Origin of the sequence: Streptomyces sp. NBC_00513 (assembly GCF_041431415.1) — a bacterium.
GTDB lineage: Bacteria > Actinomycetota > Actinomycetes > Streptomycetales > Streptomycetaceae > Streptomyces.
The window spans coordinates 7,486,588-7,502,819 of sequence record NZ_CP107845.1; the positions used below are offsets into that span (position 1 = coordinate 7,486,588).

The following is a 16,232-nucleotide window of genomic DNA, read 5'->3' on the forward strand; positions in this document are numbered from 1 at the left end:
GGGGCTGCCTAGCTTACGCCGCAGATAAACGATATCGGCGGCCTCTCCTGTCCGGCATGACGGCTGCTTTTCCCGATTCTTCTTGTCGCAGCCGCTGGAGTGTCCTTGACCGAATCGCTGCTCCTCTCCGCGCCCGTCGCCCCCTCGGGGCCGCCCGGCCCGGCCGCCCGGGTCCTCCCGCTGCGCCGTCCCGGGCGGTGGGTCGCCGGCATCGTCGTACTGGTGCTGGTCTCGCAGGCGGCCCACGGGCTGACCACCAATCCCTTCTACCAGTGGGACCGTTTCGCGTACTGGTTCCTGCGCCCGGTCGTCCTGGAGGGGCTGCTCATCACCCTCCAGGTGGCCGCCTACAGCGCGGTCGCCGGCCTGGCGGGCGGTGTCCTGCTCGCCGTGGGCCGGCTCTCCGGCAGCCCGGTACTGCGGTCGGTGAGCTGGACGTACATCTGGCTCTTCCGTTCCGTGCCGCTGATCGTCGTCCTGCTCTTCCTCTACAACCTCGGCGCCCTCTACCCCACCCTCAGCGTCGGCGTGCCCTTCGGCCCCGCGTTCTTCACCTTCGACGAGTCCCGGCTCGCCACCGACATCGTCGTCGCGGTCGTCGGCCTGAGCCTGTGCGAAGCGGCGTACGCGGCCGAGATCGTCCGGGCCGGCGTCCTCTCGGTCGACCAGGGCCAGCACGAGGCGGCCGCGGCCCTGGGCCTGCCCAGGCGCTACCAGTTCGCCCGGATCGTCTTCCCGCAGGCGCTCCGGTCGATCGTCCCCTCGTACGTCAACCAGCTGATCGGCCTGCTCAAGGCCACCTCGCTCGTCTTCTACGTGTCCCTGCTCGACCTGTTCGGTTCCGTGCAGAGCCTGGCCAGCACCTATCCCGGCGACGTGGTGCCACTGCTGCTGGTGGCGACCGTCTGGTACGTGATCCTCACCAGCGTGGTCTCCGTCGTGCAGTTCTACGTCGAGCGGTACTACGCCCGCGGCGCGCTGCGCACCGTACCGCCCACCCCGCTCCAAAAGGCCCGGGCGGGCCTGCGCGACCTGCGCATCCGCCACCGGAAGGAGACGGCCCGATGACCGCGACCGACCTGACCGCTACCGACCGGCCCGCGACCGACCTGGCGGCGACCGACCGGCCCGCCGCCATCGAGGTGCACGACGTCCACAAGTGGTACGGAGGCCATCGCGTCCTCGACGGGGTCAGCCTGACCGTCGCGCCGGGCACCGTGACGGTGATCCTGGGCCGCTCCGGCTCCGGCAAGTCCACTCTGTTGCGCGTCCTGAACCATCTGGAGAAGCCCGAGGCGGGCCATGTCAGCATCGGCGGCGAGCTGATCGGCGTCCAGCGCCACGGGGACCGGCTGAAGGAGCTGAGCGAGCGGGCCATCCTCGCCCAGCGCGGCCGGATCGGCTTCGTCTTCCAGAACTTCAACCTCTTCCCGCACCTGACGCTGCTGGACAACGTCGCCGCCGCGCCGGTGGCCACCGGCAGACTGGGCCGGCCGCAGGCGCAGGCCCTGGCGCGCGAGCTGTTGCAGCGCGTCGGCCTGGGGGACCGTACCGGCGCCTACCCGAGGCAACTGTCCGGCGGGCAGCAGCAGCGGGTCGCCATCGCCCGCGCCCTCGCGCTGCGGCCGGGCGTCATCCTCTTCGACGAACCCACCTCCGCGCTCGACCCCGAACTGGTCGGCGAGGTGCTGTCCGTCATCAAGGACCTGGCCACCGGTGGCACCACCCTCGTGATCGTGACCCACGAGGTCGGCTTCGCCCGCGAGGTGGCAGACGAGGTCGTCTTCCTCCACGAGGGCCGCATCGTCGAACAGGGCCCGCCCGGACAGGTACTGGACCACCCGGCGCACCCGAGGACACGGGAGTTCCTGAGCAAGGTGCTCTGACCTCCCCCTTCTTCGCGGGGCGCCTGTGCCCCCTCCCATCTCCGCCCCCCACCTCACTCAACCCTCGACAAAGGAACGCCATGCAGCGCCAGTCCACCCTGCGCACCAGACTCGTCCGCGGCCTCGGCGCGGCGACCGCCACCGTGGCCCTCGCCTCGGGACTCACCGCGTGCGGCGGTGACGCGAACGCCACCGACAGCGGTGCCGCGACGGGCAAGGTGACCATCGGCGCCGCCTCCAACGGGGCCGCCCGGCAGGCCGAACTCGCCGTGCCCGCCGTGGAATCCCTGCGCGCCCAACTGCCGAAGGCCGTACGCGAACGCGGTGAACTGGTCATCGGGGTCGGCGCACTGCCCGCCGGATATCCGCCCCTCGCCTACGTCGGCACCGACCAGAAGACCTTCACGGGCGCGGAGCCCGACCTCGGCCGGCTGGTCGCCGCGACCCTGGGGCTCAAGCCCGTGGTGAAGAACTCCACCTGGGAGAACCTCTTCGTCGGCATCGACAGCGGCAAGGTCGACGTGGCCTTCACCAACGTCACGGTCACCGAGGAACGCAAGAAGAAGTACGACTTCGCCTCCTACCGGCAGGACAACCTCGCCTTCGAGGCGCTGAAGGAGAACACCTGGAACTTCAACGGCGACTACCGCAACCTCGCGGGCAAGACGGTGGCCGTCAGCTCCGGCACCAACCAGGAGAAGATCCTCCTGGAATGGCAGAAGAAGCTCCGGTCCGAGGGCAAGGACATCGAGGTCAAGTACTTCCCGGACTCCAACAGCGTCAACCTGGCACTGAGCGGCAAGAAGATCGACCTCAACTTCGGGCCCAACCCCGCCATCGCCTACCACATCACCCAGGCCACGGGCGGCAACGCCCCGACGCGCAACGCCGGTTCGTTCTCCGGCGCCGGCGAGTCCCTCCAGGGGCTGATCGCCGCGACGTCGAAGAAGGACAGCGGCCTGGCCAAGCCCGTCGCCGAAGCGATCAACCACCTGATCAAGAACGGGCAGTACACACAGCTCCTCACCGCGTGGAACCTTCCCAACGAGGCCGTGACCACCTCCGAGGTCAACCCGCCCGGCCTGCCCCTCACCAACTCCTGACCCCCCGCGGGCCGACGCCGGCCCGGGCCGCCCCACGGAAGGAGGGCCTCATCCCCATGAGCGCCGCCACCCCCACCTCGCTCACCCCGCACGTCCTCGACAACCCGGCCTGGGCCTCACTGTCCGGCCCGCACGCGGCCTTCGCCGAGCGGGCCGGCGGCCACGCCGCCCGCTACGCCCCGGACATCGCCCCGTTCGCCGCGATCGCCGATCCGGCCGACCCCCGCTCCTGGGACGGACTGCGCTCCCTGACCGCAGCCGACGGGAGCGTGACCCTGGCCGGGGTACTGACCCCGCCGGACGACTGGGAGGTGGTCGGCGAGATCGAGGGGGTCCAACTGGTCGACACCTCGCTGCGCGCCGAACCCGCCCCCGAGGCGGTACGACTCGGCGCCGCCGACGTACCCGAGATCCTGGAGCTGATCGAGCTGACGAAACCGGGGCCGTTCCTGCCCCGCACCGTCGAACTGGGCACCTACCTCGGCATCCGTGACCAAGGCCGACTGGTCGCCATGGCCGGCGAGCGGCTGCACCCGCCCGGCTGGACCGAGATCAGCGCGGTGTGCACCCGCCCCGGGCACCGCGGCAGGGGGCTGGCCACGCGCCTGGTGCGCGCCGTCGCCGCGGGCATCCGCGAGCGGGGAGAGGTGCCGTTCCTGCACACGGCCGCGAGCAATGCCGCGGCGATCCGGCTCTACGAGTCGATCGGTTTCACCGTGCGCCGCAGGCCCTTCTTCACGGCTCTCCGGGCACCGGCCGCACCGGACAACATTGCTGCCAAGTTCTCTTAATATTGCGGTCATTGTATGACCCCTCCATCGGGCGTAGCGTTTTTCGAAGAAATGGCTGACGGGACGAATTCGCGACCCCGCACCGGCTCCTCTTCCGTACGCCGATCAGGAAGGCGCATTCCGACGTGTCCGCATCCCCGTCACCTTCTGACGCCCCGTCCCCTTCCGCCCCCACGACCTCCTCCGCACCGCTGCACCTGGCCGTCGCGCTCGACGGCGCCGGCCGGCATCCCGCCGCCTGGCGTGAACCCGGGGCGCGTCCCGAGGCCGTGTTCACCGCCCGCTACTGGGTCGACGCCGTGGCCGAGGCCGAGGCCGGACTGCTCGACTTCGTCACCCTCGACGACGGGCTCGCGCTCCAGTCCTCCTCGACCGACGGCCCCGACGGACGCACGGACCTCGTCCGGGGGCGGCTGGACGCCGTCCTGACCGCCGCCCGCATCGCACCACTGACCCGGCACATCGGCCTGATCCCGAGCGTGACCACCACCCACACCGAGCCCTTCCACATCTCCAAGGCCGTCGCCACCCTCGACCACGTCAGCCGCGGTCGGGCCGGCGTGCACGTCCAGGTCTCCGGACTGCCGCACGAGGAGCGGCACTTCGGCCGCAGGTCCGCCCCGCTCTCCGGCGCGGAACTGTACGAGGAGGCCGCGGACCACGTCGAGGTGATCCGGCGGCTGTGGGACAGCTGGGAGGACGACGCGGAGATCCGTGACGTGGCCACCGGCCGGTTCATCGACCGGGACAAGCTGCACTACATCGATTTCGAGGGCCGTCACTTCAGCGTCCGCGGACCCTCGATCACCCCGCGTCCCCCGCAAGGGAGGCCCGTGGTCAGCGCGGTCGGCGCCTCCGGCGACGGGGAGGCCTCGTACCGTCTCGTCGCGCTTTCCGCCGACATCGGCTACGTGAGCGCGCGCGACGCCGGAGAGGCGGCGTCCGCCGTCGCCGCGATCCGGCGGGCCCGGGAGGCGGCCGGCCTGGGGGAGGAGCCCCTGCACCTCTTCGGGGAGCTGACCGTCTTCCTCGACGAGGACGGGCCTGCGGCGACCGCCCGCAAGGAACGCCTCGACGCGCTCGCGGGACACCCGTACGAGGGCGACTCCGAGGTGTTCACCGGCACCCCCGCCCAGCTCGCCGACCTGCTCGTGGAGCGGCGTTCGGCAGGGTTGTCGGGCTTCCGGCTGCGGCCCGGCGTGATCGCGCACGATCTGCCCGCCATCACCCGCGGGCTGGTCCCCGAACTCCAGCGGCGCGGACTCTTCCGTACGGCCTACGAGGCGGACACCCTGCGCGGACTGCTGGGACTGGACCCCCACCCGGCCAACCGTTACGCCACGCCGCCCTCCGCCGGCACCGCCGCCTGACCCGCAAGACCCGGAAGGACGAACCGAACCATGAGTACCAAGCCGCTCAAGCAGATCCACCTCGCGGCCCACTTCCCGGGCGTCAACAACACCACCGTGTGGGGCGACCCGGCGGCGGGCAGCCACATCGACTTCGACTCGTTCACGCATTTCGCGCGCACCGCCGAACGCGCCAAGTTCGACTTCCTCTTTCTCGCCGAGGGCCTGCGACTGCGCGAACAGGGCGGACGCATATACGACTTGGACGTCGTGGGCCGCCCCGACACCTTCACCGTCCTCGCCGCCCTCGCGGCCGTCACCGAGCGGCTCGGCCTGACGGGCACCATCAACTCGACCTTCAACGAACCGTACGAGGTGGCCCGCCAGTTCGCCTCCCTCGACCACCTCTCCGAGGGGCGCGCCGCGTGGAACGTGGTCACCTCCTGGGACGCCTTCACCGGGGAGAACTTCCGGCGCGGCGGGTTCCTGCCCCGCGAGGAGCGCTACTCCCGCGCCCGCGAGTTCCTGTCCACCGCCAACGAACTGTTCGACTCGTGGAACGGCTCGGAGATCGCCGCCGACGCCACGACCGGCACCTTCCTGCGCGATGCCCGCGCCGGGGCCTTCGCCCATCAGGGGCAACACTTCGACATCGAGGGCCACTTCAACGTGCCCCGCAGCCCGCAGGGCCGGCCGGTGATCTTCCAGGCCGGTGACTCCGACGAGGGGCGCGAGTTCGCGGCCTCCGGCGCCGACGCGATCTTCGGCCGGCACGCGACCCTGGACGAGGGCCGCGCGTTCTACTCCGACGTCAAGAGGCGACTCGCCGCATACGGCCGCACGCCCGATCAGCTGAAGATCCTGCCCGCCGCCACCTTCGTACTCGGCGACACCGACGCCGAGGCCCACGAGAACGCCCATGAGATCCGCCGCCTCCAGGTCAGCGGGCAGACCGCGATCAAGTACCTGGAGCACGTCTGGAACCGGGACCTGTCCGCCTACGATCCGGACGGCCCCCTCCCCGACGTCGACCCGGAGGTCGGCGAGAACACCATCGCCCTCGGGCGCGCGAGCGTGCGGCAGTTCCGCGACCCCCTGGCCACGGCACGGGAGTGGCGCGAGCTGGCCGAGGCCAAGAACCTCTCCATCCGCGAACTCGTGATCGCGACCACGGCCCGCCAGACCTTCATCGGCACCGCCGCCACGGTGGCCGAGTCCATCGACTCGCTGGTCCAACAGGACGCCGCCGACGGATTCATCCTCGTCCCGCACCTGACCCCCGGCGGCCTGGACGTCTTCGCCGACACCGTGGTCCCGCTGCTCCAGGAACGGGGCGTGTTCCGCGCCGAGTACGAGGGCACCACCCTGCGCGACCACCTGGGGATCTCCGTACCCGGCGTGGACCGGGAGGTCGCGGCCTCGTGAAGTTCCTGGCCATCACCCTGATCACGGACAGCGCCGACCCGGTGACGGGGGCACCGACCCCCACCCGTGAGCGCTTCCGTCAGGTCGTCTCCGCCGCGGTGCAGGCCGAGCAGCTCGGCTTCGACGGATTCGGGGTCGGCGAACGCCACGAGCGACCGTTCCTGTCGTCGTCCCCACCCGTGGTGCTCAGCCACATCGCGGCATTGACCCACGAGATCCGGTTGTACACGGCGGTGACCACGCTGAGCCTGCTCGACCCCGTGCGGGCGTACGAGGACTACGCGACGCTCGACCACCTCAGCGACGGACGCCTGGAGCTGATGATCGGCAAGGGGAACGGCACGGCGCAGCGCGAACTGTTCGACGTGAGCCCCGAGGACCAGTGGGAACGCAACTCCGAGGGATACGAGCTGTTCCGACGGTTCTGGCACGAGGACAAGGTGACCGCGCGACCGCGCTTCCGCCCCGCCCTGACCGGCGCCGAGGTGCTGCCCCGGCCCCACCAGCGCAACCTGCGCGTCTGGCACGGCAGTGCCACCAGCCGGGAGTCCGTGGAGCTCGCGGCACGCCACGGCGACCCGCTGTTCTCGGCGAACGTCACCCATCCCATCGGCCCGTACGCCGAGTTGATCCGCCACTACCGCGAACGCTGGGAACACCACGGACACGACCCGGCGCACGCGGTCGTGGGCGCGGGCACGGCCGGCTTCCACACCGCGGCCACCTCACAGCGGGCGGTGGCCGCGTACCGGCCGTCGTTCGAGCGCTACCTCGCCGCCCACCGGGCGCAGGGCGTCGAGCCGGTCTTCGCGAGCCTGGAGGACTTCGTCGAGCGGAGTTCGGCCCTGATCGGCAGCCCGCAACAGGTGATCGAGAAGGTGCACCGCTACCACGAGGAGTTCGGCCACACGGTCCTGCACCTCCAGGCCGAACCCGGCGGGCTCACCGATACCGAGCACCGGGCCTCCCTCGAACTGTTCCAGTCGCAGGTCGCGCCGGTGCTGCGCCGCTCGATCCCGGACCCCGTCTTCCCCTCCGCCCCCGACCTGTAAGGAGTACGGCCATGTCCGGCATCCCCCTCGGTGTCCTCGACCTCATACCGATCGCCTCCGGTTCCACCGCCGGCGAGGCCCTGCACCACACCATCGACCTGGCCCGGCAGACGGAGGCCTTCGGCTACGCCCGCTACTGGTTCGCCGAGCACCACCTCAACCCGGGCGTCGCCGGGACCTCCCCGGCGGTCGTGCTCGCGCTGACCGCCTCCGCGACCACCACGATCCGCATCGGCTCGGGCGCCGTCCAACTGGGCCACCGCACCGCCCTGTCCACGGTCGAGGAGTTCGGCCTGATCGACGCGCTGCACCCGGGCCGCCTCGACCTGGGGCTGGGCCGTTCGGCCGGACGCCCGCCGAAGCCCGCGCCGGACGCCGAGCCGCCCTTCGAGGGAAGGACCGCGGGCGGCCTGCTGATCCCGCCCCGCTTCTCCTTCGCCCACCTCCTCGGACACCCGCGCGTCGCCCTCCAGCAGCGACTGCTGAACCTTCCGGGAGCCACCCCGCAGGACTACGCCGAGCAGGTGTCCGACGTACTGGCCCTGCTCCGCGGCGAGTACCACTCCCCGGAGGGCGTGGAGGCGCACGCCGTACCGGGCGAGGGAGCCGACGTACAGGTGTGGGTCCTGGGCAGCAGCGGCGGGGTCAGCGCGGAGACCGCCGGCCGCAACGGCCTGCGCTTCGCGGCGAACTACCACGTCAGCCCCGCCTCGGTACTGGAGGCCGCGGAGGGCTACCGCGCCGCGTTCAAGCCCTCGGACGAACTGGACCGGCCGTACCTGACCGTGTCCGCCGACGTCGTGGTGGCCGAGGACGACGACACGGCCCGGGAACTGGCCACCGGGTACGCGCCCTGGGTGCGCAGCATCCGTACCGCCGAGGGCGCGATCCCCTTCCCGACGCCCGACGAGGCACGCGCGCTGCCGTGGACGGACGCGGACCGGGAGCTGGTGGCGGACCGGGTGGACACTCAGTTCGTGGGCTCGGCGCGGACGGTCGCCGACCACCTCGACCGGCTCCAGGAAGCCACCGGGGCCGACGAACTGCTGATCACCACGATCACGCACGACCACGCGGACCGCGTCCGCTCCTACCGCCTGCTCGCCGAGGAATGGGCACGCCGGGCCTGACCCGGCCGCCCTCCGCCCGGCCCGGCTCGTGACGGAGCCGGGCAGGCGGGCGGGGTGGTCACCTGCCGTACAGGAAGGGGCGGGCGGGGACGAAGATCTCGTGACCGGTCGGGAAGCGGACACGTACCCCGGACTCCGTCCATGTGGTGGACTCGATCCCCTTCGCCCCCAGGGCGGCGTCGACGGCCACCCAGTGCCCGTAGGACGCGCTGGGATCCCTGCCGATCACCATCTTGTAGGAGTTTCGCCCGGACAGGGTGTGTTCGTGCACCAGAGCCAGGAAGTGCGCTGCCTCGTCGGGGTAGACCACTGCCGAGGGGGCGGCGCTGCGGTAGGTCACGTCTCTCTGCGGCCACCACAGAACCGTTGTCACCGTGACGGTCAACAGGATCCCCGCCACGATGCCCAGCAGCACCCTCCCGATTCCGAACGTCCGGCGAGGCCGTGCGCTCCGGTCGGGCCGGTCAGAGGTGAACGTACTGATGATGCCCCCAGGATCGGCGTCGCTCCACGCCGGCCGGCGGGAGACCACTCGACGAGAAGGACGCGTAACCGGGCCGGTCGGTTGTGGCGAGCCGGGATGAGGGAGCCAGGAGAGGGAGCGGAGTCGGAATCCGTTGACCGGTTCCCGCGCGTCGGCCGTCAGGGCCGGCGCGGTGTCACGGGGCCGCGTCGCGTGGCGGGTTCTTCTGCTGCGGGAAGCCGGCTGCTGCCGTGATGCCGAGGTTCAGGGCGGCGAGTCCGGTGGCCAGGGCGCGTCGGTTGTCCGAGGTCATCGATGCGAGGGCCTGGGACAGAGTCTGTTCCCGGCTTTCGCGTATCCGCGCCAGGTGTGCCTGCCCGGCGGGGGTCAGTCTGAGCGTGATCTCACGGCCGCTGTCCGGACAGGGGTGGCGCTCGATGAACGCGAGGGCCTCAAGGCGGTCGCACAACCGGGTCACGGAAGGGGCGGCCGCGCCGAGGAGCTCGGCCAGGGCGCGCATGCGGATGCCGGGCCGGCGGTCGACCAGATACATCAGGCGGAGCTGTGACGCGGAGGCCGGCGCGGCCGCGGTGCCCTGGCGGGCGTTCTCCCATATGACGTCGAGGAGTTCGACGATGTCGCCGACGGAACGCGCCTCGTCGTGGCCGATGCTGTGTGCGTCGGTGGCTGGTACTGGCATCTGTGTTCCCTCCACACGACCGGATCGCTCGACGCGCCGGCGCGTTCCGGCGTCAGACGCCGGTGTCCGGGCTGCCGGAGCGGGCCGGTATGGACTTCTCCGAAGCGGCGGACGGTCTCTCCGCGGTGGAGGATCCGGACTTGCCCCCTGTGTCCGTGAGGTAGTCCAGCGTACCGGTGACGTGCAGGAGCCGGTCCAGTTTCGTCGGACGGTCGTCGAGGTGCAGGCGTACGCCCGCCGCGCCGGTGCGCCGCTTGATCATCAGCAGCACCGACAGGCCGGTCGAGTCGACGGCGGTCAGCTCCGCGCAGTGCAGGTGCACGTCCCGCGGGTCGCTCCGCTCGGTCAGCAGGCGGCTGACGGCGTCCAGGAGGAGATCCGCGCTGTCATGGTCCAGGTCGCCGCGCAGTTCGATGCGCACGGCTTCCTCCGTGTCGATGCGTGTCAGGTGCAGTGGGCTGGTGGGCAGGCTGGTCATTCGGCGGTCCCGGCGGCGGTGAGGGGGCTACTGGTCAAGCGGGCGGAGCCGGATCGCAGGATGCCGGCGGCGCGGGGGAAGTCCTTCAGTTCGCGGCCCAGGAGAGCCAGGGCCGGCAGGAGCGAGTCCGCAGGGACACCGTGCGAGGTCAGGACGTCGGCGGTCCACCGGATGAATCCGGCGAACAGGTCCTCGTCGTCGGTGTAGAGGGCGACGGCGAGGAACTCCACGATGTGGGCCAGGTCCTCGGCCGTGCGCTCGCGTTGCGGTTCGCTGTAGCCGCGCATCGCCGGGTAGGCGTCCTCCAGCCCGGTGAAGACCACCCGTACGAGTTGCGGGCGGCTCCGGGCGACGAGGGTGTACTCCTGGTCGCTCAGGTGCGGGAGGTCGTCGATGGCCTGGTGGTCCGGCTGAGGGCGCGGCAGCGGGGCGCGGGCCAGGTCGTCGGCGGCGGTGCGGGCGTCGGGGGCCCAGGCGTCCGCACCCAGCAGCCGGGCGTAGCGGCCGTCGGGTCCGAAGGCGGCTCCGCCGACGAGCACGGGCGTGCCGGCGGCCTGGCAGGCGGTGATCGTCGCGTGCGCGGTGGGCAGGCGGGTGGCGATCGAACCGGAGAGGGCGACGGCGTCCGGGCCGGTGCGGTGCAGGTGCGCGACGAGGTGCGGCGTGGGGACCTGGGCACCGAGGTAGTCGACGTGCCAGCCGCGCAGCCGCAGCACCTCGGCGAGGAGGCGGGCCGGCAGGGCGTGCCATTCGCCGTCCACGCAGGCCACCGTGACCCGGCCCCGGGTGCGCGTCCGGTGCGCCGAAGGGTGCTGGGCGAGCGCGGCGACGGCCCGCTCGTTGATCGCGGTGGCGGCGTGCTCCTGGGCGACGGTGATGCGGTTGGCGGCCCACTCCTCGCCCACCCGCCCCTGGAGCGGGGCGATGACGTCGAGCAGGACGCTCTCGGCGTCCACACCCTCGTCCAGCGCCCGGAGAACGGCCGTGATCACAGCCGCCTCGTCGAGGCCGAGGATCCCTTCCCACAACTCCTTCGCCAACTGCCGCGGCGCGGTCGACTCGGTGCTCCGTCGGCTCACGCGGTGAACCTTCCCCGGGTGTGGCCGTCGACGGCGCTCAGGTGGTTGGTGCGCGGCGCGGAGATCACCACGACGGCCATGTCGTCGTGCCGGCCCGTCCCCACCCACTGGGAGGCGAGCATCTGTACCCGCTCCACGACGGCTTCGGCGGGCATGCCCGCGCACTCCGAGAGCGCGCGGCGCAGCCGGGCCTCGCCGAACATCGTCCCGCCGAGCGGGCCGCCGCGCGCCTCGCTGATTCCGTCCGTGTAGAGGACGCAGGTCTCGCCGGGTGCGAGCGTGACCTGCGCCGTCTTGGCGGTGATGGAAGGCAGCGCACCGACGAGGGTGCCCTGGGTGGGGGCCTCCTCGACCCGCCCGTCGGAGCGCAGGATCAGGGGCGCCGGATGTCCGGCACTGGTCAGTCGCAGCCGCACGGCGTTGCCCTCGCGTGCCGCGGAGGCCAGGACCATGGTCGCGAAGCGGGCGTCATGCGTGTTCAGGAGCGCGGTGTTCAGCAGGCTCAACATGCGCTGGTGGTCGTCCGCCAGGGGCAACAGGGCATGCAGGGTGTTGCGGATCTTGCCCGTCATCACCGCGGCTTCCAGGCCCTTGCCGCAGACGTCTCCGAGCACGACGAGCGAGGCGTCGCCGTCCACCGCCGGGGGGTGGACGTCGTAGAAGTCCCCGCCGATCCGCTCGTGGTCCAGGGAGGGGCGGTAGCCGCCCGCGTACTCGACGCCGGAGACCTGGTGCAGCGACGGGGGCAGCAGCTCCCGCATCAGCGTCTCGGTGATCGAAGCCTGCTCCGCGTACAGACGGGCGGCCGACATCGCGGCGCCCGCACGGGCGGCGAACAGGCGGGCGAAGACCTCCTCGCCCTCCGTGAACGCGTCGCCGTCGGCATGGCGAAGGAGGACCAGGGCGCCCGCGGGCACCCCGTGTCCCGGCAGGGGAGTGATGACGATCGACCCCACCGGTCCGAAACCGTCGGGAATGAGCCACGAGGGAGCGGCCTCGGGATCGATCCAGCGGGAGGGAACGGGCGGGAAGCCCTGGAGCGCCTCTCCCAGCCCCGGTACCTCCTCGGGGTCGGCGGCCACACCGAACATCGACGGTGTTCCCCCGCGGAGGCAGGCCACCACGGGCAGTTCACGGCCGCGCGTCGGCGCGATCACCAACGCCGCGTCCGCGAGGTGTTCCGCCGCCATCTGCGCCGTGACGTCCATGCACCGGTCCAGATTGAGGGAGGAGAGAAGGAGGTTGGAGGCCTGGGTCAGGAACGCCGTGCGCTCCTGTTCCATCCGCAGGGCCGCACGAGCCAGGCGGTGGTCGGTGTCGTCGACCAGCCACCACACCACCGTGCCGTCCTCGCGCACCGTCGGGTGCGCCTCGTAGGTACGGTCGCCGACCGGTCCCTGCGCCATCGGGTTCCGGACCATCGGGTTCCGGTCGGCGCCTGGGCGCTGCGCCGGAACCGCGGCCAGGTACCGGGCGTGAGCCGACGACAGCCAGGCGGGCACCGTGTCGGAGAGCGCCGATCCCGAGTGGGCGCCCGGGAAGACCAGGCCTGCGGCTTCGTTGACGAACACCAGGTCCGCTTCGGCGTCCGCCACCAGCACCGGGTAGGGGGCCTCACTCCACGGGATGCCCACCGCGGTCGAACCGGCGGATGACTGGGTGGAATTCACCAAACGTAGAAGGCCCGCTGCGCGAACCCCTCACCTCATCGTCTCGAAGGAAACATTCTTGCCTTCCGGCAACCATCCTCCATTCGTTGCTCCCTTGGCAACCACGCCCCCCGCGCGGCGCCGTCCCCCACCGGACGCACACCGGACGAACACACCGTCTCCTCCGATGCCGAAGCCGGCGCCGTGAGAACCGTCACCCGTTCGCGACGGCATGGCCCGCGATCGGGCGGGCAGACGTGCGTCGGGTCGATGCGAGTCGCCGGATGTGAGACGTCAGCCGCGTGGACGTCGACCGCCCGTCGGTGTCCACGCCCGGCAGGCCCCGGACCCCGACGGCACGGTGCCTATGACCAGCCGGTACCGGTCACGACGAGGCGGAGGTGGCCACAGGTGTTCTCGGTAAGCGTCCGGCGCACCGCGCGGGCATGCGTGTTCGCCCTCCACGGCGAGCTCGACTACGACAGCGCCGTTCAGCTCCAGGAAGCAGCCGACCTGGTCCTCACCGGCCCCGACCAGCCGGGCCTGGTCGTGGTCGACTGCACGGCCCTCGCCTTCTGCGACTCCTCCGGCATCGGCGGCCTGATCAGGATCTACCAGAAGCTGTCGGCGCACGGCGGTGTGCTGCGCCTCGCGGCGGCCCCCGGCTCGGTGGCGCGGGTCTTCGCGCTGACCGGCCTGGACCACGCGATCGCCGTACACCCCACACCAGAGAGCGCCCTGTTGTCCGGCGCCGGTCCACGAGAAACCGGCAGCGAGGCCCCCGCGCCTCCAGCGCGTCGGGCAAGCGAGAGGTCGACAGGGCGATGACCCGAGTTCCAGGACAGCAGCCCCCGGCGACCGCCGGGCCGGCAAACGACCCCGACAGCGGCTTCGAACGCGACGCCGAAGGTCGGATCGACGGGGTGGACGGCCGCTCGGAGCACGACCTGCGGGCACTCTTCGGCCAGTCCACTGCCGTCTTCGCATCCCTGGCCGGCCCGGCCCACATGGTGGAGGACGCCAACGCGGCCTTCTTCAGCGCGATCGGCGCCGGAGAGCGCGTGCGCACGAGGATCCCGCTGAAAGAGGTGATGCCCCAACCGGAGGCACAGGGCATCCTCAAACTCCTGGACCGGGTCTACCGGGCCGGCGAACGCCACACCGGGCCGGACACCCGGACCGTCCTGGACCACGGTCCCGCGGCGCGCGAGGCCTTCTTCGACTTCACGTACGAGCCACGCCTCGACGCCGCAGGCAACGTCATGGGCGTACTCGTCACCGGAGTGGAGACCACGCAGGTCAAGCAGGCCCAACGGCTCACCGCCGAACACCGCGCCCTGCTCGAACAGATCGCCCGCCAGGCGCCGTTGGAACAGGTACTGGACGGCATGGCCCGCACCATCGAGGAACTGGCCCCCGAGGAAGTCCTCGTGTCCGTCCTCCTCGCCGACACCGAGGGCCGGCACCTGCACCACGGCGCCGCCCCCAGCCTCCCCGACTTCTACAACCAGGCCATCGACGGCATCGCCGCGGGCGAGGGCGTCGGCTCCTGCGGCACCGCCGCCCACCGGCGGCAACCCGTCATCGTCAGCGACATCGCCACCGACCCCTTCTGGGACGACTTCCGCGACCTGGCCGGGAAGGCGGGCGTGGCAGCCTGCTGGTCCACCCCGATCCTGGCCAGGGACAGGTCACTGCTGGGCACCTTCGCCATGTACCACCGCGTTCCCCGCGCACCGCAGGAGTCCGACCTGGCCCTCGCCCGGATGTTCGCCGACACGGCGGCCCTCGCCATCGAGCGGCACCAGGCCGAACAGGCCCGGGCCCTCGCCGAGGCCAGGGAAGAAGCCGCACGCCGGGACCTCGCGTTCCTGCTGGCGGCCAGCACCTCCCTCACCTCCGACCTCGACCACACCGAGACCCTGCGGCGCCTGACCACCGCGTGCGCCCCGGCCCTGGCGCCGCTGTGCACGGTCGACGTCATCGACGCCGGCCGCGTCAAGCGCGTCGCCACGACCGCACCCTCTCCTCTCCAAGAGCGGCTCCTCGCCTCCCACATCCCCGTCTACGACGCCGATGACGACGCCGTGTCCCGGGTCCTGGCCACCGGCCTGAGCGAGGTCGCCCGACGCACCCCCACCGGCCCGGGCCCGTGGAACGACCTCAACGTCACCGGCTACCTGTGCGTCCCGCTGCTCGACCGCGGCTCGGCCTTCGGCGTCATGACCCTGCTCACCACTGGCGAGGACGCCTTCGACGGACACACCGTCGCGCTGGCCGAGGAACTCGCCCGCCGCGCCGCCTCCGCGGCCCTCAACGCCCGCCAGTACACCCAGCGCGCCGCCCTCGCCCGCGACCTCCAGTCCGGTCTGCTGCTGCCCGAGGTCCCGAACGTGCCCGGCGCCGACATCGCCACCTACTACCACCCCGCGGGCGAAGGCCTCAACATCGGCGGCGACTTCTACGACGTGTTCCCCCTCGAAGAGGGCACTTGGGCGTTCATGCTCGGCGACGTCTGCGGACGCGGCGCCACCGCCGCCACCACGACCGCCCTCGTCCGCCACACCGCCCGCGCCGTCGCCCCGCTGCTCCCGGACCCCGAAGCCGTGGTCCGTGCGGTCAACAAGGCACTCCTCGATCGCCCCAGCAGCCACGGAACCGGCTTCGTCACGCTCGTCTACGGCCACCTGACACCCGTCGCCGGTGGCGGCCTCGACATCACACTCGTCCGGGCCGGCCACACCCACCCCCTCCTCATCGACGCCCGGCAGACCCCGCGCCCCGTCGCCGGGGAGGGCCTGCTGCTGGGAATCACCCGCACCCCGGACCTCACCGCCCGCCACATCCGCCTGCGGCCCACCCAGAGCCTGCTGCTCTACACCGACGGCATCACCGAAGCCCGCAACGAGCACGACGAGCAGTTCGGCGAGGAAGGCCTCGCCAACGCCCTGGCCACACCCCGGGCGGCCACCGCGGCGGACGTCATCGACACCCTGGTCCGCGCCGTCCGGGCCTTCAGCGGCGCCGGCGGCATCGATGACGACCAGGCGGCCCTCGTCCTGACCGCGACCGCGACCGCCGCCGCGACCTCCGGTACGTAAGCCGCGAGCTCGGTCGGAAGCGGATC

The 16,232-nt window shown here is 71.8% G+C and carries 15 protein-coding genes; 10 read left to right on the forward strand and 5 right to left on the reverse strand.

Annotated features, from left to right (window positions below):
• The first annotated feature begins 105 nt into the window (after positions 1–105).
• The 8 genes from OHA84_RS33770 to OHA84_RS33805 all read left to right on the forward strand — a co-directional run bounded on the left by OHA84_RS33770 (position 106) and on the right by OHA84_RS33805 (position 8,736).
• Positions 106–1,068: an amino acid ABC transporter permease gene (locus OHA84_RS33770; protein ID WP_266968081.1), complete on the forward strand. Its 963-nt coding sequence runs from the start codon at positions 106–108 to the stop codon at positions 1,066–1,068.
• Entirely contained in the window at positions 1,065–1,886 is an 822-nt protein-coding gene (locus OHA84_RS33775) for an amino acid ABC transporter ATP-binding protein (RefSeq protein ID WP_266968079.1), read from the forward strand. Before OHA84_RS33770 ends, OHA84_RS33775 begins: the two co-directional genes overlap by 4 nt.
• Positions 1,887–1,966: 80 nt before the next feature.
• Positions 1,967–2,989, forward strand: coding sequence for a transporter substrate-binding domain-containing protein (locus tag OHA84_RS33780; protein ID WP_266968077.1), 1,023 nt, complete (start codon positions 1,967–1,969; stop codon positions 2,987–2,989).
• A 56-nt stretch (positions 2,990–3,045) separates the two neighbouring features.
• Positions 3,046–3,780 (forward strand): GNAT family N-acetyltransferase, encoded by a 735-nt coding sequence (locus OHA84_RS33785; RefSeq protein ID WP_266968075.1) that lies wholly within the window; start codon positions 3,046–3,048, stop codon positions 3,778–3,780.
• A gap of 125 nt (positions 3,781–3,905) precedes the next feature.
• Positions 3,906–5,150 carry an LLM class flavin-dependent oxidoreductase gene (locus OHA84_RS33790; RefSeq protein ID WP_266968073.1) on the forward strand — a complete coding sequence of 415 codons (1,245 nt, stop codon included), beginning with the start codon at positions 3,906–3,908 and terminating at the stop codon, positions 5,148–5,150.
• Between the two features lie 30 nt (positions 5,151–5,180).
• A complete protein-coding gene (locus OHA84_RS33795; RefSeq protein ID WP_266968071.1) occupies positions 5,181–6,554 on the forward strand; it encodes an NtaA/DmoA family FMN-dependent monooxygenase in 1,374 nt (457 codons plus the stop codon).
• Positions 6,551–7,606, forward strand: coding sequence for an LLM class flavin-dependent oxidoreductase (locus OHA84_RS33800; RefSeq protein ID WP_266968069.1), 1,056 nt, complete (start codon positions 6,551–6,553; stop codon positions 7,604–7,606). Before OHA84_RS33795 ends, OHA84_RS33800 begins: the two co-directional genes overlap by 4 nt.
• A gap of 11 nt (positions 7,607–7,617) precedes the next feature.
• Positions 7,618–8,736, forward strand: a complete 1,119-nt coding sequence (locus OHA84_RS33805; protein ID WP_266968067.1) for an LLM class flavin-dependent oxidoreductase — start codon at positions 7,618–7,620, stop codon at positions 8,734–8,736.
• A 58-nt stretch (positions 8,737–8,794) separates the two neighbouring features.
• On the opposite strand, the gene OHA84_RS33810 is transcribed toward OHA84_RS33805, so the two are convergent.
• The 5 genes from OHA84_RS33810 to OHA84_RS33830 form a co-directional block, all read right to left on the reverse strand.
• On the reverse strand, positions 8,795–9,076 hold the full coding sequence (locus OHA84_RS33810) for a hypothetical protein (protein WP_371591528.1): 282 nt from the start codon (positions 9,074–9,076) through the stop codon (positions 8,795–8,797).
• Positions 9,077–9,395: 319 nt separating this feature from the next.
• The gene (locus OHA84_RS33815; RefSeq protein ID WP_266968063.1) at positions 9,396–9,899 is read right to left on the reverse strand and encodes a MarR family winged helix-turn-helix transcriptional regulator; all 504 of its coding nucleotides are present in this window, start codon (positions 9,897–9,899) and stop codon (positions 9,396–9,398) included.
• Between the two features lie 52 nt (positions 9,900–9,951).
• A complete protein-coding gene (locus OHA84_RS33820; protein WP_266968061.1) occupies positions 9,952–10,377 on the reverse strand; it encodes an STAS domain-containing protein in 426 nt (141 codons plus the stop codon).
• Entirely contained in the window at positions 10,374–11,456 is a 1,083-nt protein-coding gene (locus OHA84_RS33825; RefSeq protein WP_371591529.1) for a B12-binding domain-containing protein, read from the reverse strand. Before OHA84_RS33825 ends, OHA84_RS33820 begins: the two co-directional genes overlap by 4 nt.
• On the reverse strand, positions 11,453–13,129 hold the full coding sequence (locus OHA84_RS33830; protein WP_371591530.1) for a PP2C family protein-serine/threonine phosphatase: 1,677 nt from the start codon (positions 13,127–13,129) through the stop codon (positions 11,453–11,455). The genes OHA84_RS33825 and OHA84_RS33830 overlap by 4 nt, the downstream gene beginning before the upstream one ends.
• Positions 13,130–13,516: 387 nt before the next feature.
• Here OHA84_RS33830 and OHA84_RS33835 point away from each other — a divergent pair, with 387 nt between their 5' ends.
• Both OHA84_RS33835 and OHA84_RS33840 read left to right on the forward strand, forming a co-directional pair.
• Positions 13,517–13,933, forward strand: coding sequence for an STAS domain-containing protein (locus tag OHA84_RS33835; RefSeq protein ID WP_266968059.1), 417 nt, complete (start codon positions 13,517–13,519; stop codon positions 13,931–13,933).
• Positions 13,930–16,206 (forward strand): SpoIIE family protein phosphatase, encoded by a 2,277-nt coding sequence (locus OHA84_RS33840; RefSeq protein WP_266968057.1) that lies wholly within the window; start codon positions 13,930–13,932, stop codon positions 16,204–16,206. The genes OHA84_RS33835 and OHA84_RS33840 overlap by 4 nt, the downstream gene beginning before the upstream one ends.
• The last annotated feature ends 26 nt before the right edge of the window (positions 16,207–16,232 follow it).